This window comes from Plantactinospora sp. GCM10030261, from assembly GCF_042666615.1.
Lineage (GTDB): Bacteria > Actinomycetota > Actinomycetes > Mycobacteriales > Micromonosporaceae > KBS50.
Genome location: NZ_JBHTDD010000008.1, coordinates 105,849 through 123,179, shown reverse-complemented (window position 1 = coordinate 123,179; position 17,331 = coordinate 105,849). Strand labels below are relative to the sequence as shown.

Annotated in this window: 16 protein-coding genes; 10 read left to right on the top strand and 6 right to left on the bottom strand. The window is 70.6% G+C overall.

Annotated elements, in window-relative coordinates; genetic code table 11:
- Positions 1 to 34: 34 nt before the first annotated feature.
- From ACFQUZ_RS12300 to ACFQUZ_RS12290, 3 genes are all read left to right on the top strand, one after another.
- Complete coding sequence (locus tag ACFQUZ_RS12300) at positions 35 to 1,486, top strand: CCA tRNA nucleotidyltransferase (RefSeq protein WP_377441357.1); 1,452 nt, start codon at positions 35 to 37, stop codon at positions 1,484 to 1,486.
- 67 nt (positions 1,487 to 1,553) lie between these two features.
- Positions 1,554 to 2,033: a methylated-DNA--[protein]-cysteine S-methyltransferase gene (locus ACFQUZ_RS12295; protein ID WP_377441355.1), complete on the top strand. Its 480-nt coding sequence runs from the start codon at positions 1,554 to 1,556 to the stop codon at positions 2,031 to 2,033.
- 92 nt (positions 2,034 to 2,125) lie between these two features.
- The gene (locus ACFQUZ_RS12290) at positions 2,126 to 3,085 is read left to right on the top strand and encodes a hypothetical protein (RefSeq protein ID WP_377441353.1); all 960 of its coding nucleotides are present in this window, start codon (positions 2,126 to 2,128) and stop codon (positions 3,083 to 3,085) included.
- 190 nt (positions 3,086 to 3,275) lie between these two features.
- Here ACFQUZ_RS12290 and ACFQUZ_RS12285 read toward each other — a convergent pair whose 3' ends face one another.
- Positions 3,276 to 4,355 (bottom strand): inositol-3-phosphate synthase, encoded by a 1,080-nt coding sequence (locus tag ACFQUZ_RS12285; RefSeq protein ID WP_377441602.1) that lies wholly within the window; start codon positions 4,353 to 4,355, stop codon positions 3,276 to 3,278.
- A gap of 23 nt (positions 4,356 to 4,378) precedes the next feature.
- Positions 4,379 to 5,110 carry a PadR family transcriptional regulator gene (locus ACFQUZ_RS12280; protein ID WP_377441351.1) on the bottom strand — a complete coding sequence of 244 codons (732 nt, stop codon included), beginning with the start codon at positions 5,108 to 5,110 and terminating at the stop codon, positions 4,379 to 4,381.
- A 185-nt stretch (positions 5,111 to 5,295) separates the two neighbouring features.
- Here ACFQUZ_RS12280 and ACFQUZ_RS12275 point away from each other — a divergent pair, with 185 nt between their 5' ends.
- On the top strand, positions 5,296 to 5,751 hold the full coding sequence (locus tag ACFQUZ_RS12275) for a DUF5318 domain-containing protein (protein WP_377441349.1): 456 nt from the start codon (positions 5,296 to 5,298) through the stop codon (positions 5,749 to 5,751).
- A 136-nt stretch (positions 5,752 to 5,887) separates the two neighbouring features.
- Here ACFQUZ_RS12275 and ACFQUZ_RS12270 read toward each other — a convergent pair whose 3' ends face one another.
- Positions 5,888 to 6,010, bottom strand: coding sequence for a hypothetical protein (locus ACFQUZ_RS12270; RefSeq protein WP_377441347.1), 123 nt, complete (start codon positions 6,008 to 6,010; stop codon positions 5,888 to 5,890).
- Between the two features lie 127 nt (positions 6,011 to 6,137).
- Between ACFQUZ_RS12270 and ACFQUZ_RS12265 the strand changes: the two genes are divergently transcribed.
- Both ACFQUZ_RS12265 and ACFQUZ_RS12260 read left to right on the top strand, forming a co-directional pair.
- The gene (locus ACFQUZ_RS12265; protein ID WP_377441345.1) at positions 6,138 to 8,807 is read left to right on the top strand and encodes a transglycosylase domain-containing protein; all 2,670 of its coding nucleotides are present in this window, start codon (positions 6,138 to 6,140) and stop codon (positions 8,805 to 8,807) included.
- Positions 8,808 to 8,918: 111 nt separating this feature from the next.
- Positions 8,919 to 10,466 carry a glycosyltransferase family 87 protein gene (locus ACFQUZ_RS12260; protein WP_377441343.1) on the top strand — a complete coding sequence of 516 codons (1,548 nt, stop codon included), beginning with the start codon at positions 8,919 to 8,921 and terminating at the stop codon, positions 10,464 to 10,466.
- A 7-nt stretch (positions 10,467 to 10,473) separates the two neighbouring features.
- Here the strand turns inward: ACFQUZ_RS12260 and ACFQUZ_RS12255 are convergent, their stop codons facing one another.
- Both ACFQUZ_RS12255 and ACFQUZ_RS12250 read right to left on the bottom strand, forming a co-directional pair.
- Complete coding sequence (locus tag ACFQUZ_RS12255) at positions 10,474 to 12,483, bottom strand: hypothetical protein (RefSeq protein WP_377441341.1); 2,010 nt, start codon at positions 12,481 to 12,483, stop codon at positions 10,474 to 10,476.
- A gap of 9 nt (positions 12,484 to 12,492) precedes the next feature.
- Positions 12,493 to 13,269 (bottom strand): deoxyribonuclease IV, encoded by a 777-nt coding sequence (locus ACFQUZ_RS12250; RefSeq protein ID WP_377441339.1) that lies wholly within the window; start codon positions 13,267 to 13,269, stop codon positions 12,493 to 12,495.
- A 624-nt stretch (positions 13,270 to 13,893) separates the two neighbouring features.
- On the opposite strand from ACFQUZ_RS12250, the gene rpsF reads away from it, so the two are divergent.
- The 4 genes from rpsF (at position 13,894) to rplI (ending at position 15,543) form a co-directional block, all read left to right on the top strand.
- The gene (gene rpsF, locus ACFQUZ_RS12245) at positions 13,894 to 14,184 is read left to right on the top strand and encodes a 30S ribosomal protein S6 (RefSeq protein ID WP_377441337.1); all 291 of its coding nucleotides are present in this window, start codon (positions 13,894 to 13,896) and stop codon (positions 14,182 to 14,184) included.
- A gap of 78 nt (positions 14,185 to 14,262) precedes the next feature.
- Positions 14,263 to 14,796: a single-stranded DNA-binding protein gene (locus tag ACFQUZ_RS12240; protein WP_377441335.1), complete on the top strand. Its 534-nt coding sequence runs from the start codon at positions 14,263 to 14,265 to the stop codon at positions 14,794 to 14,796.
- A gap of 43 nt (positions 14,797 to 14,839) precedes the next feature.
- A complete protein-coding gene (gene rpsR / locus ACFQUZ_RS12235; RefSeq protein WP_007073789.1) occupies positions 14,840 to 15,079 on the top strand; it encodes a 30S ribosomal protein S18 in 240 nt (79 codons plus the stop codon).
- A gap of 14 nt (positions 15,080 to 15,093) precedes the next feature.
- Positions 15,094 to 15,543, top strand: coding sequence for a 50S ribosomal protein L9 (rplI, locus tag ACFQUZ_RS12230; protein ID WP_377441333.1), 450 nt, complete (start codon positions 15,094 to 15,096; stop codon positions 15,541 to 15,543).
- A 64-nt stretch (positions 15,544 to 15,607) separates the two neighbouring features.
- Here the strand turns inward: rplI and ACFQUZ_RS12225 are convergent, their stop codons facing one another.
- Positions 15,608 to 17,323 (bottom strand): hypothetical protein, encoded by a 1,716-nt coding sequence (locus ACFQUZ_RS12225; RefSeq protein ID WP_377441331.1) that lies wholly within the window; start codon positions 17,321 to 17,323, stop codon positions 15,608 to 15,610.
- Positions 17,324 to 17,331 lie beyond the last annotated feature (8 nt).

Sequence of the window (17,331 nt, the reverse complement as noted above, 5' to 3'; positions counted from 1 at the left end):
GGGCGGACCGCCGGACCGATAGGCTGGTGATCCCATGTCCGAAACCTCCGCACCGGGCGCGGCCCAGCTCACCGCCGCGCAACGCAACGCCGTCGCAGAGCTGCTGCGTGTCTCCCCCGTCGCCGACGAACTGGGCCGCCGGTTCGCCGCCGCCGGTCACGAACTGCACCTGGTCGGCGGCTCGGTACGCGACGCGCTGCTCGGCCGGCTCGGCGAAGACCTCGACTTCTGCACCGACGCGCATCCCGACGAGACGCTGCGGGTCCTCAAGGGCTGGGCGGAGGCGATCTGGGAGACCGGTCGGGAGTTCGGCACCATCGGGGCGCAGCGCGGCGGCCTGCGTCTGGAGATCACCACGTTCCGGGCGGAGTCGTACGACCGGGTCACCCGCAACCCGACCGTCCGCTACGGCACCAACCTGATCGACGATCTGGAGCGGCGCGATTTCACAATCAACGCGATGGCGGTCAGCCTGCCCGAGCACCGGTTCACCGACCCGTACGGCGGCCTCGCCGACCTGACCGCCCAGGTGATCCGTACCCCCGGCACCCCGCAGGAGTCGTTCGGCGACGATCCGCTGCGGATGCTGCGGGCCGCCCGGTTCGCGGCCCAACTGCGCTTCGCCGTCGCGCCGGAGGTCCGCGCCGCGATGGCGGCGATGGCGACCGACCTGGACCGGATCACCCCCGAGCGGATCCGGGACGAGTTCAGCAAGTTGCTGTGCGGCGTGGACCCGATCACCGGGCTGCGGCTGCTTGTCGACACCGGACTCGCCGACCGGTTCCTGCCCGAGCTGTCCGGACTGAAGCTGGAGATCGACGAGCACGCCCAGCACAAGGACGTCTACGAACACACCCTCACCGTGGTGAGCAACGCCGTGCGGTTGGAGGAAAGCGGACCCGACCTCGTCCTGCGTCTGGCCGCGTTGATGCACGACGTCGGCAAGCCCGCGACCAAGGCGGTCGCCCCCGACGGCCGGGTCAGCTTCCACCACCACGAGGTGGTCGGGGCGCGGCTGACCAAGCAGCGGATGAAGGCGCTCCGCTTCCCCAAGGACGTCACGACCCAGGTGGTCAACCTGGTCGCGCTGCATCTGCGGTTCTACGGGTACGGCCGGGGCGAGTGGACGGACTCCGCGGTCCGGCGGTACGTCACCGACGCCGGTGACCTGTTGCCCCGGCTGCACAAGCTCACCAGGTCGGACTGCACCACCCGCAACCGGCGCAAGGCCCGCCAACTGGCCGAGGACTACGACGCCCTGGAAGAGCGGATCGGGCGGATCCAGGCCGAGGAGGACCTTGCCCGGGTGCGGCCGGACCTGGACGGCAACGCCATCATGGAGCTGCTCGGGGTGCCGCCCGGCCCGATCGTGGGGCGGGCCTGGAAACATCTCAAGGATCAGCGATTGGAACGCGGACCACTCAGCCGCGCCGAGGCGGAGGCCGAACTGCGCCGCTGGGCCAGCGACCAGGGCATCACCGGCTGACGAACCGCTTCACCGGGACCGGTGCCGTCGGGGTCAGACTGTCGGGCGCCCGTGCCAAGCTTGGGCCATGTGGTGGACCGTGCTCGACTCGCCGATCGGTGAGTTCTCCGTCGGCGTCGACGATGACGGCGTCTGCGGGACGGCCTTCGGCCCGGTAGCGAATGTGGCCGACGAGCCGGCCGATCCCCGGCTGCGCGTCGCGGTCGCCGAGTTGCGCGCGTACTTCGCAGGGGAGTCGACCGCCTTCACGCTGCCGCTGTCGGTGCCTCGCGGTTCCGTGTTCGAGCGCGCCGTGTGGCGGGAGTTGACCCGGATCCCGTACGGCGCCACCAGGACGTACGGCGAGGTGGCCGCGATCCTCGGTGACCCCGGCGCGGCGCGCGCCGTCGGGGTGGCGTGCAACCGCAACCCGATTCCGGTGATCGTCCCCTGCCATCGCATCGTCGGTGCCGGCGGCAAGCTCGTCGGTTTCGGCGGTGGGTTGGACCGCAAACGCCGACTGCTGGAGCTGGAGGCGCGGGTCGCGTTCGAGCGCGCCTGGACCTGAGACCGCGTCAGGGGCGCCACCGGAGGCGGCCTCCGCGGGCGAAAATGTGCGCCGATCGGCCATTGTCCCGGCCGTCCCGATGCTGCAGGATCTTGCTCGACTTTCTCGTTCACCTATCTCTCACGGGGGGATCTCGTATGTCTGAACAGCAGGACAGCCAGGCCATCGGCCGCCGGCGGTTGCTCCGCCGGGCGGGCACCGTCGCGGCCGGTGTGGCCGGCGCCGGGGTGGTCTCGGCCGCCGCGGCGGGACCGGCCCAGGCGGCGCCCGGTGAACCGGTGGTCCAGGGCCAGACCGTGACCGCGGGCGCCACCACCACGGGCATCACCAGCAGCGGCACCGGGGCGACCCTGCAACTGGCGAACACCCGGCTTCAGGGCGATTTCGCGTCGCCGGCGCTGCGTATGGCGCCGAGCGGCATCGACCTGGCCGGGGACGCGCCGCTCGGCTCGATCGGCATGGATGAGGGCTACAACCTCCGCGTCGCGACCTTCGAGTACGACGGCAGCTCCCTGACCGACTACGTCCACACGTCGGGCAACGCCAACCGGATCGTGCCGATCCAGCCGCAGCGCGTGATCGACACTCGGAGCGCGGCCTCGCGCGCCCGCATCATCAACGCCGCGGGCAACCTGGACAGCAGCGGCCGGGTGATCGGCGGCCGGACGATCCACGTCGACCTGTCGGACTTCCTGTTCTACGCGGACGCGGTGTTCGGGAACCTCACCGTCGTCTCGCCGGTGGCCGGGAGCTTCCTTACGCTGTACCCGTACGGCGGGTCGCGGCCGGTGGCCTCCAGCATCAACTTCTCGGCCGGCGCCGTCCTCTCGAACGCGTACGCCGTGGGCGTCGGATACGACGACAATTACAGCGACGCCGTCTCCATCTTCTCGGGCACGACGGCCCACGTCATCCTCGACATCACCGCGGCCGTCGTCGGCGTCGGGGAGGTGGAACCGCTGATCATGGGCGCTGGCGCCGCCCGCGGCGCGAAGGCCCAGTCGGATCGTGCGGTGCTGGCCAAGAAGGGTAAGCCCAGCTGGCGCAAGTGACCGCCGCCGGAGCGGGCCGGGCAACCGGTCCGGTCCTCGGCCGGTAGGAACCGGACGTATGACCGGCTCGTCGACATGCTTGACCGCGCGCCGCGCACCTGGCCGGGACGACGAAAGCGGTGGGGCCGGATCCACTCGGATCCGGCCCCACCGCCGCTTTGCCTCGTCTCGCGGTCGGTCGACGGCGCCGTCAGCGCTCGACGCGGCCGGCGATGAAGTCCTCGACGGCCTGGTGGGCGTCGTGGTCGGCGTACTGCTCCGGCGGCGACTTCATGAAGTACGACGACGCGGAGAGGATCGGACCACCGATCCCGCGGTCCAGGGCGATCTTGGCGGCGCGGACGGCGTCGATGATGACGCCGGCCGAGTTGGGCGAGTCCCAGACCTCCAGCTTCAGCTCGGCGTTCAGCGGCACGTCGCCGAACGAGCGACCCTCCAGCCGGATGTACGCCCACTTGCGGTCGTCGAGCCACGGCACGTGGTCGGACGGGCCGATGTGGACGTCGCCCTTGGCGACCTCGTGGGGGATCTGGGAGGTCACCGACTGGGTCTTGGAGATCTTCTTGGAGACCAGCCGCTTGCGCTCCAGCATGTTCATGAAGTCCATGTTGCCGCCGAAGTTCAGCTGGTACGTCCGGAGCAGTTCGACGCCCCGGTCCTCGAACAGCTTGGCCAGGGCGCGGTGCACGATCGTCGCGCCAACCTGGCTCTTGATGTCGTCACCCACGATCGGCAGGCCGGCGTCGGTGAACTTCTGCGCCCAGACCGGGTCGGAGGCGATGAACACCGGCAGGGCGTTCACGAAGGCACAACCGGCGTTGATCGCCGCCTGCGCGTAGAACTTGTCGGCCTCCTCCGAACCCACCGGGAGGTAGGAGACGACGACGTCGACCCGGGCGTCGCGCAGCGCCTGTGCCACGTCCACCGGCTCGGCACCGGACTCCTCGATCATCTCGGTGTAGTACTGCCCGAGGCCGTCCAGGGTCGGACCGCGCTGCACGGTCACGCCGGTCGGCGGCACGTCGCAAAGCTTGATCGTGTTGTTCTCGCTGCCCACGATGGCCTCGGCGAGATCCATCCCGACCTTCTTGGCGTCGACGTCGAAGGCGGCGACGAACTGGACGTCGGAGACGTGGTAGTCGCCGAACCTGACGTGCATCAGACCCGGGACGCGGTCGTTCGGGTCGGCTTCGCGGTAGTACTCCACGCCCTGAACCAGGGACGAGGCGCAGTTCCCGACACCGACGATGGCGACGCGGACGGAGCCCATCGGGTTTGCCTCCTTGTTGGTTTTCACGGCCGCTCCTGCTCATTCCTGGACCGTCCAGGCGGAGTCGGGCTGTCATCTGGTGAATGTGTGCCGGCCGGTGGTGAGTCCGTGCCGGCCGGTGGTGGCACCGGGTCGGCCGGAGGTGAGTCCGTGGCCGGCCGGCTGGCCTCCGGGGGCCGGCTGGCCTCCGAGAGCCGGCCCTCGGGGGACCGACCGGAGCGCTCGTTGGCGATCAACTCCTCCAACCAGCGCACCTCGCGCTCGCAGGCGTCGAGGCCGTGCCGCTGGAGTTCCAGCGTGTACGCGTCCAGTCGGGACGCGGCTCGGGACAACACGTCCCGCAGTCCCTCCCGACGTTCCTCGATCTTGCGGCGTCGACCCTCCAGGATCCGTAGGCGGGTCGCCTGGTCGGTACGGGCGAAGAACGCGAAGTGCACGCCGAACCCGGTGTCGTCATAGGTTTCCGGACCCGCCTGGCCGATCAGCTCGGCGAAGCGCTCCTTGCCCTCGGCGGTGATCGTGTAGACCACCCGCCCCCGCCGACTGGTGAGAACGGGGACCTCCTCGGGGTTGGCCGGGGTGCCGGTCGCCTCCGTGATCAGGTTCGCCGCCTGGAGACGGCGCAGCGTGGGGTACAGCGATCCGTAGCTGATCGCCGCCCGGATGGCGCCCAGCTTGGCTACGAGTTCCTTGCGCAGCTCGTAGCCGTGCATCGGGGATTCGTGGAGAAGTCCGAGGATGGCGAACTCCAGCACCGGTCTCCTCCTCTCCACCGTCCGGATACCCACAAACCGGTTCGGAAATCCGGCCGATGTATCGGGCCGATATATCGCACGGTAGCCGGGGCGCGGCCGGGGGGCAAATCCCGGTCCGCAACGGTGGCTCCTACGCAGCGTCACGATGGTCGCCTACCCCGGCGCGACCGCGTACCCTTGCCCGCATGCGTACGCAGCGCCAGGTGGTGGACTACTCGCTCCAGAAGCGGGCGGTCCTGCGTGGTGTGCTCTCCGGGCAGGTCGGCACGTACGAGGTGTGCGACGCCTCGCCGTACCTGAAGAACGCCGCCCACTTCCACGGCGAGCCGACGGACCGGCTCTGCCCGATCTGCCGCCGTGAGAACCTCACCCACGTCCACTACATTTACGGCGACGAACTCAAGCAGTCCGCGGGTCAGGCGCGCACGCTCGCCGAGCTTCCCGTGCTGGCAATGACTGTGCGTGAGTTCCAGGTCTTCGTGGTGGAGGTGTGCCGCAGCTGTGACTGGAACCATCTCGTCGAGCAGTACCTGCTCGGGCGGGACGGGTTGGCCGCCGCCGGTGCGGAGTCCGAGGACGACCGGGTCGCGAGCGCGGGCGGCGGCGGTATGGAGATACGACGACGCGAGGCGCGACGGTGATCGACGGTTCCCTGGTCCGGCCCGAGACGGTTTCGACCCAGCGGCACTACCTCGATATCCGGACAACTCAGCAGAATATCGAAGATCTGGCCAGGATCCCCGCCGCGCGGAGGCGCGCGGTGCGACGTGGCCCAAGTCACGGCAACCCGGTGGTGGGCGACGCGTCCAGCACCGCGACCGGCAGGGTGTGACGAATGAACTCGTACGGCGATCCCAGTTCCGCGCGCGGGTCGGCCTCCTTCGGGCCGAACGGGAGCACCGGGCCACGCGATGACGCGTACCGGCGTTCCGCGCCGGGAGAGGGCTACGGGTCCGCGAGTGCCGGCGCCGGACGGGCGTCCGTCAGCGGACCGACCCGCGGCGCCGCTTCGGCGGGCCGTGCCTCGGTGAGCCCGGGCGGTGCGGCCAGCGGCCAGGCACGGGCCGGCCGGGCGTCCGTGCCCGTCTCCGGCGGTAGCGGCGGATCCGGCGGCTACGGCGACGGATCGGGCGGCTACGGCGGCGGCGGAACGGCCGGCTACCTCAACAGCGGCGGATCGACCGGTCGGGCCACGCCGGGCCGGGCCTCGGTCGGCTCGGCCTCGGTGAACTCAGGTTCGGCCGGCCGGGCGACGGTTGGCCGGGCGTCGGTGCGCCCGGTCTCGCCGGCCGGCTACGGCCCCGGCGGCCCGGGTCCCGGCGGACCGGGCGGGAGCGGACCAGGTCGGCCCGGCGGTGGCCGCGGCGGCAACGGCGACGCGGCCCGGGGGGACAAGAAGCGGAAGCGGCTGAACCTGATCATCGCGGCGTTCGCCGTCTTCATCATGCTGTCCGGCATCGGCGTGGTGGGTGGCACCTACTACTCCACAAAGGTGGTGCTGCCCGAGGACATCGCGTTGCGGCTGTCCACCACGATCTACGCCTCCGACAACAAGGAGGTGATCGCCAAGCTGGGCGAGGAGAACCGCGAGTTCGTCACCATCAACCAGGTGCCGCAGTACGTCCAGGACGCGGTCGTCTCGGCCGAGGACCGCAAGTTCTACCAGCACTCCGGCGTCGACTACGCGGGCATCGCCCGGGCCGCGTGGAACAACTTCACCGGCGGCACGAAGCAGGGCGCGTCGACAATCACCCAGCAGTACGCCCGTAACGCGATCGCGAACCTGAAGGACGACACGTACGCCCGGAAGGTGAAGGAGGCGATCCTCGCCTCCAAGTTGAACGACAAGTACCCGAAGCCGACGATCATGCAGCACTACCTGAACACGATCTTCTTCGGTCGGGGCGCGCACGGCATCGAGGCGGCCTCGAAGGCGTACTTCGGAAAGCCGGCGAACAAGCTGACCGTCGCCGAGGGCGCGGTGCTGGCCGCGGTGATCAAGCAGCCCGAGCCGAGTTCCGGGCACAAGGGCTACGACCCGGCCAACAACCCGCAGGCCGCGAAGGACCGCTGGACCTACGTCCTGGACGGCATGGTCGAGATGGGCAAGCTGGCGCCGCAGGACCGACCCACCGAATACCCCAAGGTGCTGCCGCCCAAGAACGGCAACTCGCTTGTCGGCGTCAACACGCCGCGGGGCAACGTGGTCAACTACATCGACGACGAGCTGGCGGCGATGGGCATCTGCACGCTGAAGGAAGGCGACGGATCCGGCAAGCCGACCTGCTCCGACGAGTTGCGGTACGGCGGGTTGCGGATCCAGACGAGTATCAACCCCAAGATGCAGAAGGCCGCGGAGGCAACCGCCCGCCGGAAGGCCAAGGGTTCCGAGGTGGCCGACGAGCGGGAGAACGTCATGGCGGCGGTCGTCTCCGTCGACCCGAAGAACGGCCGGGTGGTGGCCTACTACGGCGGTGACAGCGGCGCCGGCACGGACTACGCCGGCACGAATGTGGACACCGCCGGCAACCTCTACGGTGGGCACCAACCCGGCTCGACATTCAAGGTCTACACCCTGGCTGCCGCGTTGGAGGCCGGCATCTCGCTCGACTCCCGTTGGGACTCGAGCACCTACAAGCCGAAGAACGTACCGTTCACGGTCCGCAACGTGCGGGAGAACAACCAGACCAAGTGCGGCAAGTACTGCACTCTCGAAGAGTCGACGTTGAGTTCGTACAACGTGCCGTTCTACAAGATCGCGGAGGATATCGGGGCGGACAAGGTGATCGACATGGCGCGCGCCGCCGGCGTCTCCACCATGTGGTCCAGCGCCGACAACCCCCCGAAGCCGTACGACCTGGCCAAGACGGAGGGCAAGAAGCTGGCGCCGACGAAGTCGGGCAGTGAGGAGTGCCAGGCCAACAATTGCCCGTTCTTCTACAACGTCGCCTTTGGGCAGTATCCGGTCACCGTCCTCGACCACGCCAACGGGATCGCCACCATCGCGAACCGGGGCACGTACAACAAGGCGCACTTCGTGGTCGGGGTCTGGCGGCAGAACCAGGAAACCGGCGAGTGGAACAAGATCGGCGGGGAGCAGCTCAAGCCGCAGAAGCGGATCCGCCCCGAGGTGACCGACGACGTGACGGCGGTGCTGAAGAAGTACCCCGCGAAGGTCAACCACACGCTGGCGGGCAACCGGCCGGCCGCCTCCAAGACCGGCACCTGGGAACTGAACGAGAAGGACGACAAGAACGCGCACGCCTGGATGGTGGGCTACACGCCGCAACTGGCGACCGCCGTCTGGGTCGGCAACGTCGGTCCGAAGACCGAGGCGTTGCTCACCAAGAGCGGCAAGAACATGTACGGCTCCGACCTGCCCGGTGACATCTGGGAGCGGTACATGGAGGGCGCGCTCAAGGGCGAGAAGGAGCTTTCCTTCCCGGACAAGGCCGGACTGGGCGACCCGAACCTCGGCGACGGCAAGTCTCCGGAACCGCCGGCACCGGAGCAGCCACAGAACCCAGCGGTTTGTCCCAACCCGTTCAACCCGGCCTGCCCGCCGCCGGGTGAGGGCAATGGCAACGGAAACAACAACCCGTTCCCCAACATCACACCCCGTGACGGTGGCGACGACGGCGGCGGAGGCGGCGGAGGCGGGCTGCTGCCCACGCCCACCGCGACGCGCCGGGAATAACGTGCCGACCGCCGGCCGGTGACACGTGCACCGGCCGGCGGGCGCCGCGCAGCCGACACGAAACACCCTGATGCGGACAACCTGCCCCCCGATACGGCAGGATGCCTGTTCATGAGCCCGCAGCCGACGGCCGACACAGACCATCCGGATCGTCTCAACAACCCGGACCGCGTCGACCATCCTTCCCGTTCGGACGGCTTCGTCCGCGGGCTGTCAGAGTCGATCGGCGGCCCGCTCGGCGCGCACGCGGTCGGAGCGAGCGGTCGGCCGAGCGCCAGCCGGTTCTGGATACCGGCCCGGATCGTCCTGGCCCTGACCTGTCTCGTCCTGGCCCTGCACTGGGTGCAGAAGTCACCCTGCCAGGACGGAGCGTGGCAGGCCAACGAGCAGTACACCCGGTTCTGCTACACCGACGTCCTCGCGCTCTACTACGCGGAGCGGCTGAACGAGGGGGCGGTGCCGTACCGCGACCATCCGGTCGAGTATCCGGTGGTGACCGGCTACTTCATGGGCGCCATCGGGCTGCCGGTGCACGCCCTCGGGGCGGACCGGCCGGACATCAACCAGGGCCAGTGGTTCTACAACCTGAACGCACTGGTGCTCGGCGCACTGGCGGTGGCCACCGTCGCGGTCATCCTCGCCCTGCGCCGACGCCGCCCGTGGGACGCCGCGATGTTCGCGCTGTCCCCCGCCCTGCTGCTCACGGCGACGGTCAACTGGGACCTGCTGGCCATCGGACTCGGCGCACTCGGCCTGTACGCCTGGGCACGCGGCAGACCCGCGCTGGCCGGCCTCCTGCTGGGGCTGGCCGGGGCCGCGAAACTCTGGCCGCTGTTCCTCCTCGGTCCGATCCTGGTGCTCGCCGTGCGGGCGGCTCGGATGCGGGCGGCGCTTACCGCGATCGCCGTGGCGGTGGTCACCGTCATAGCGGTAAACCTGCCGGTGGCCCTGCCCTACCGGGAGGGCTGGCTGCGCTTCTTCGAGCTGAACAGCACCCGCGCCGTCGACTGGGGCACCCTCTGGTACATCGGCCGGTACCTCGACGGACTGTGGGCCTCCGGCCAGGCCGGTGACCAGGGGCCGTTCCAATGGCTCAGTGGTCACATCCCGGCGTTGAACAACCTCTCGTACGCGCTGTTCGCGGTGGCCTGCCTGGCGATCGCCGGCCTGGCGATGCGGGCCCCGCGCCGGCCGCGACTGGGCCAGCTCGCCTTCCTCGTGGTCGCCGCCTTCCTGATCTTCAGCAAGGTCTGGTCGCAGCAGTTCGTGCTCTGGCTGCTGCCTCTCGCCGTGCTGGCCCGCCCCCGGTGGGGAGCCTTCCTCGCCTGGCAGGCCGCCGAGGTGTGCTACTTCGTCGCCTTCTACGGGGAACTGCTGGGCGCCGCCACCAACACCCCGGTCTTTCCGGAGGGCGTCTTCGTGCTGGCCGCCGGACTGCGGCTGATCACCGTCGGGGTGCTCTGCGCGCTTGTGGTGCACGACATCCTGCATCCCGAGCAGGATCCGGTGCGTCAGACGTACGCCGACGACCCGGACGGTGGCGTCCTGGACGGCGCGGCGGACGCACCGTGGGCGGCGAAGTTCCGTCTCCCGGGCGCCACCAACGCCGGCGAGGGCCGGCGCACCGCCCCCGACGCGCCGTCTCCGGCGACGCCCTGACCGTCCGTCAGAAGCGGTAGACCACCACGGAGCCGACGTCCTCGCGCTGGATGCCAAGATCGTCGACCGGCAGGTCGATCGTGGCCTGCCACGGGGTGCCGGCGACCTGGTCGCGAAGCAGGACCACGGTGTGCACACCGATGCCGCGGAGGTAGTCCACGCTGGCCCGGTCCGGGAAGGTGGCGGTGACCTGCCGGGTCACCTGCTGGCTGCGCGGTGTGAAGCCGCTACCGCCGTTGACCACCTCCGGGAAGCGGCTGGTGGACCACAGCATGACGTGCTGGTCGGTGCCCTGATCGCTGGGTAGCACCAGCAGCGGGCCGTCCAGTGTGCGGAACGCCGCCGGCTGCGGCGGGACGATCGGGTGCGGGGTTACGTTCAGCCCTTCGACAAGCACCAGCACCAGCGGCAGCAGGGTGGCGAGCCGTAGCCACGGTCCCGGCCACGGTGGCACCCGGTGCGCGGCCAACTCCCGGACCCGCGCCGCGAAGGCGGTCACCGCGCCGGCCGCGAGGAGACCGAGCAGCAGCGTGGTCCACAGGGTCAGCCGCCCCGGCGTACGGATGCCGTCCCAGCCCGGCAGGTGGTCGAAGAGCGGGAGGTAGGTGTACCGGCCGCCGAGGAACTCGGTGCCCATCGCGAGTAGCAGGGTGAGCACGGTCCCGCCGAGCAGCAGGAGGCGTTGCCGCAGCGTCCAGACGGAGAAGAGCAGACCGGCGACCGCCAACCCGTACAGCACGTACCCGGGGATCAGGGTCATCTCGGGATGCCACGGCAGACCGGCCCGCGCCGGTTCGTGCAACTCGCCCCAGATCCGGGACTCGGCGGGGGCGATGAGGAAGCCGTCCGCGGGCGGCGAGAAGGCGGCCACCTCGCCGAGCGATCGTTTCGCGTACGGATGCAGCTCGGCGACCTTGAAGAACGGGATCGCCAGCAGCGCTCCGACCGCCGCGAAGATCGCGCCGCCGCCGAGGTCGGCCAGCAGCAACCGGACACCGAACGGGCGACGTTCTGGCCACAGGAAGATCCGCTTGACCAGATACGTCGCGCCGGCCACCAGCACGATCAGGCCCAGCAGGTACGCGAACGGCAGGCCGATGCCGAAACCGAGGCTGAGTTGCCAACTCGCCACCAGCCAGCCGGCGAGTGCCCAACCGGCGTTGCGGCGCTCCGGACGGTAGCCGTGGCGTAACGACCACCCGTGCCCCCTGGCCAGCATGGCCAGCGCCAGCGGGATGCCACCGTTCGAGATGACGTGCAGGTGCCCGGCCTGGGCCAGTAGCCACGGGGCGTACGTGTAGCTGGCGCCCGCCACGGCGGCCCCGATCCGGCCGGCCCCGAGCTGCCGGGCCAGCGCGTACGCGCCGAAGGTGGCCAGGGCATGGGCCAGCACGAAGAGGATGTTGTAGCGCAGCAGGGCCGCCTCCGGGCCGGTGCCGAGCATGCCGAGCGGCGCGTAGCCGAGCAGCGTGTCGGAGAAGGCGAAGCTCCACGGTTCGGGGAAAAACGTGTTGGAGTGCCACAACTGGGCGGGGTCGGTTCGCAGGATGTGCCCGGACCAGGCCATCTGCCACGCCTGGAGGGTGGGATCCCAGGTGTCCTGCGGGATTGTGTACCGCGGGTACCGCAGGGTGGGCCAGGTCATCAGGACCGCGACCAGGGCGCTGCCGAGCGCGGCCAACGTCCACTCGTGGGCGAGGATCCGGCCGACCCGCTGGCCGACCCGCCGAGCGCGACCGGCGACGGTCTCACCGGCCGGCGAGAACGCGGCCCACCTACCGTCCGACTCGCCGTCCTCTCCGGCACCGGACGCGTCACCTTCGGCGGTCTTCGTCGCGCTGCCGGCCCGCTCGACTGTTCCGGCCGAGTCGGGCGTGGTTGTCACGTCGGCGCCGGCGGACCCGCCCGCCTTCGGGGCTTCGCCAGCCGGGTCGCCGTCGTCGGGGGCTCGGCCGTCGTCCGGGGTCGTCCGGGCGATGGTCTCGGTCGCCTCCTCGGCGGGCTGGTTGCCGCTCATCGTCCGCCCCTACCGGCCAGCACGTTCGCGCAGCAGGGCGATGTCGGCGCGCTGCCCCTCGGCGCCGCCCGGCGTCTCGACCACGACCGGCGCGTCGGCGGCCCGGACGGCGGCCACCACGAGATCCGGATCGATGTTGCCCTGACCGAGATTGTCGTGCCGGTCCCGGCCCGACCCGAAGGCGTCCTTGGAGTCGTTGGCATGGATCAGGTCGATCCGTCCGGTGATCGCCTTGATCCGGTCCACGATCCCGAGCAGTTCCTCGCCGCCGGCGTGCGCATGACAGGTGTCCAGGCAGAACCCGACGTCGTACTCCCCGATGGCGTCCCACAGACGGGCGAGGTTGTCGAACCGTCGGGCGCAGGCGTTCTCCCCGCCGGCCGTGTTCTCGATCAGAACGGGTGTCGGGAAGCCGCCCTGCTCCGCGGCGTACGCGAAGGTCTTGCGCCAGTTGTCGATGCCGGCGGCGAGGTCGTCGCCGGCATTGACGTGCCCGCCGTGCACGATCAGCCCGCGGGCGCCGACGTCCGCCGCGGCCGTGGCGTGGGCCAGCAGCAGCTTGCGGCTCGGGATGCGGATCCGATTGTTCAGGGTGGCGACGTTGAGGACGTACGGCGCGTGGACGAACACCTCGACGTCGGCGTCCCGCAGCGCTGCCGCGTCCGCCCGTGGCTGGGGTGCCTTCCAGCCCTGCGGATCGGCGAGGAAGAACTGGACCGTCTCCGCCGCGCGGTCGGCGGCGGCGGCGAGCGGGTCGGTCCGATCGACATGGGCTCCGATACGCATGGGGGCGAGCCTACGTCGCGGGGCCGACGCGACGGGGGCGGGTGGGCCGGCGATCCGCGAGGCGGCGGCGATCCGCCGTCCACCGTCACTCCGGTCCGATCCAGCTCGTTGAGCGGATGGAAGGCGAGGGCGGGGCCAGCCCGGATTCGGTCGAATAATTCGGGCGATTGCCTCTCAAAGTGCAAATCGTGCTATCTTGGCGTTACAGAACTCCACAGGCTCCGCGGGGCGCCAGCCGTCCAACCTCATCGGTGTGGTCGTTCCTCCCCAGGTCCCACCCAAGGAATGCGGACGGGGGCGCCCCGCGGCTCGGCAGCACCGCCACGGCGGACTGCCGATCCGGGCCTCTCCATCGCCGTGCGGCGAGGGGAGGCCCGTTCTGTTGCCCGAAGTGGCCGCGTACGGCAGGCCGCGTACGGCAGAACGCGTGGCCGTCGTGCCACCGGGTGTCCGGTCTTCCCGCCGTGGATGTCGCGTGCCCCACCTGCGGATGCCCGGCGGACGGCGGCCGGCTATCCTGGTCAGGTTGTCCGGAGCCGCGAGGATCGTGGGTGCCGGCGACGACGCACGACCTCCTGCCACGGAAGGACCGTGGCCGCATAGCCCACAGGAGGTGAGCACGTCTTGCGTCATTACGAAGTCATGGTGATCCTCGACCCCAGTCTCGAGGAGCGCACCGTCGCCCCGTCGCTCGACACGTACCTGAACGTGATCCGGACCGCGGGCGGCTCGGTGGAGAAGCTCGACGTGTGGGGCCGCCGGCGCCTCGCGTACGAGATCAACAAGAAGGCCGAGGGTATCTACGCCGTCATCGATCTGCAGGCCACGCCTGCGGCGGTGGCTGAGCTGGACCGCCAGCTGCGACTCAATGAGTCGGTGCTGCGTACCAAGGTCATCCGGCCGGAGATGCGCTGAGCGCATCCCGGCTCGCCCGATCAGCCTCATCGGCTCTGTCGCACGGCTCTGGCAGCCTGTTCGCACAGAGACTGATGTGTGCGCGAGGAGATGGTCATGGCAGGAGACACCACCATCACGGTCATCGGCAATCTGACCGATGACCCCGAGTTGCGGTTCACCCCCTCCGGCGCCGCGGTCGCCAAGTTCCGCGTCGCCTCGACGCCCCGGTTCATGGACAAGGCCTCCGGTGAGTGGAAGGACGGCGAGCCGCTCTTCCTCTCCTGCACCGTGTGGCGGCAGGCGGCGGAGCATGTGGCCGAGTCGCTGCAGCGTGGCGCCCGGGTGATCGTGTCGGGCCGGCTGCGTCAGCGGTCCTACGAGACCCGTGAGGGCGAGAAGCGCACGGTCATCGAGCTGGAGGTCGACGAGATCGGCCCGTCGCTGCGGTACGCCACAGCGAAGGTGCAGAAGATGTCCCGCTCCGGTGGCGGTGGCGGCGGCTTCGGGGCCTCCGGTGGCGGTGGCGGTGGCCAGGGTCGCGGTGGAAACTTCGACGACCCCTGGGCCACGGCCACGCCGTCCTCCTCGTCCTCCTCGGGCGGCAACTTCGACGACGAGCCCCCGTTCTGACGGTGCCGTCCCGGCACCGAGATCGCACACAGGAGCAAGAGCAATGGCAAAGGCTGCGGCACTGCGCAAGCCGAAGAAGAAGGTGAACCCGCTCGACAAGGACGGGATCACCTACATCGACTACAAGGACACCGCGCTGCTGCGCAAGTTCATCTCCGACCGAGGCAAGATCCGCGCTCGGCGGGTGACCGGGGTGACGTCCCAGCAGCAGCGGCAGATCGCCCGCGCGGTCAAGAACGCCCGCGAGATGGCGCTCCTGCCCTACACGGCCACGGCGCGCTGAGGGAGGCCATCGCAATGAAGATCATCCTCACTCAGGAGGTCTCCGGCCTCGGCGGTCCCGGCGACATCGTGGAGGTCAAGGACGGCTACGGCCGGAACTACCTGCTCCCGCAGGGCTTCGCGATCGCCTGGACCAAGGGCGCCGAGAAGCAGGTCTCGGTCATCAAGCGGGCCCGCAACGCCCGTGAGGTGCGCAATCTGGACCACGCCAACGAGCTGAAGGGTCAGCTCGAGGGCCTCAAGGTCAACCTGGCGGCCCGGGCCGGCGACGGCGGGCGTCTCTTCGGTTCGGTCACCCCGGCCGAGGTCGTGACCGCCGTCAAGGCGGCCGGCGGACCAGCCCTCGACCGGCGTCGGCTGGACATGCCCAGCCACATCAAGGCGCTCGGTTCCTATCCGGTGCGGGTCCGCCTGCACCCGGAAGTGACCGCCCGGTTCGACCTCAACGTGGTGCCGGGGAAGTAACCACCGGCCACAGGGGTGTCGCGCCATCGGCGCGGCACCCCTGACGCGTTTCCCGGGATCGAGGTCAGCCCACCGGACCGTCGCTCATGGCACTGAACAGGACGGTGGACAGGCCGCCACCCACGACGGCGGCGACCAGGCCCACCGTGGCGGCTCGCCAGTTGCCCCCCGCCCGACGCAGGACTATCGCGATCAGCAGGCTGGCGAGCAGGGCCGCCCCGAACTGTGGCGTCCCGCCGAGCACCGACGCCAACGCCTCTGCCCGGGGGGATTCGCATCCGCCGCCGCTGACGTCCGTGACGCAGCCGGTCGGCGCGCGGCCATCCACCGTCAGCAGCCAGCCGAACAGCACGAGCAGTGGAGCGACGTACCAGGCGACGGTTGAGAACAGCGCGGCCGGCAGCCCGCCGCGCTCCCGCTCGACGAGGTCCCGTTCCAACCGGCGGATGGCCGCCCGGTCCACGACGGTCGACGACCGTCGCCGGTCCGGCACGGTCCCGGGACGGCGGGGGGCGGCGACCGGGGCTCGCCGCACGGCGGTCCCGGTGTCGGCCCGCCGTGTCGCGCTCCCGGGGTCGCTCCGCCGCGTCGAGGACCTGGCCGCGGTCCGCCGCTCGGAACCGCCACGCCGGTCCGCCTCCGTCGACCCGCTCCGTCGCGGTGCACCCCGCCGCTCGGCACCGCCGGTCCGCCGTCCGGCGCCGGTCGTCGTGCCGCGCCGGTCGGCACGACGCGCGGTGCCGGGTGCGGACCAGGGGCTCGACTCCGAATATTCCACGACGGGTGATCGTGGTGCCGCGGCCGGGGTGTCCATCCACCGTGGGTCGTCACCCGCCAGCCTGGTGCCCGACCAGAATGTCTCGCGTCGGCCGTACCGTCGGTTGCCCTCGGTCGGCTCCTCGGTCTCCGGCTCCCTGGTCCACTCCCGGGTCTCGTCGCTGAGCCGTCCCCACTGACCGGTCTCGGTCGTGGAGTCGCTTCCGCCGTCCCACCGCCAGGCACCGACGGAGGTGTCGTCCGGTCGGGCCCACGGATCGGACGGGGGGACCTGCTCCCAGGGATCGACGGCCGGTCTGTTCTCCCAGTTGTCAGCCTCGGCCGCGCGGTTCCGCCGCCGTCCGTGGGTCGACCCCGACGGGCCGACGTCGGTCACCGGCTGCGGATCCGCCTCGCCGTAGCCCGTTGCCACCCTCCGATGCACGGCACCGCCGTCGTCGTCCTCGCGAGCGCGTCGCCGGCCGCCGGCCGCGTGCCGGGCCGGACGCTCGTCCTGGTGAGCTCCCAGCGACCAACCGCCGGAGACCGGCTCCGGGTTGGGTCTCGGCACGTCCGCCGGTCGGGCCGAGAGAGCTGCCCATTCGCCCCGCTCCGGCTGCCGGTAGCTCGATCGTGCCGACAGGCTCGCCCACTCGCTGGATTCGGGTTCGCGGGCCAGCGCCGGCGGGTCCGCCGACCAGCCATCCGTCTCGGTCGCCCGTTGCCAACTGGCGGTCGTCTCGGTCGACTCCCACCGGGCCCGCCGGCCGGCGGACCGCGACGCCGGCTCCTCTTCCTCCGCGTACCGGTGACGCCCTCCACCGGTACTGACCGGCGGGTCCTCCCGTGCCCAATCGGGCACGTATCGCTGGGCGGAGTCCGCGCCCAACCGGCGGCGCGCGGCGCGGCTGCGGGGAGCGGGATAACCCGCCTCGTCGACATCACCGGGACCCTCGTCCGGGAGGGCGCCGGAGTACCCGCTACGCCGGGTGCGGTCCGCGCTTCCCCAGTCCCGGTAGTCCACGGCCGGCG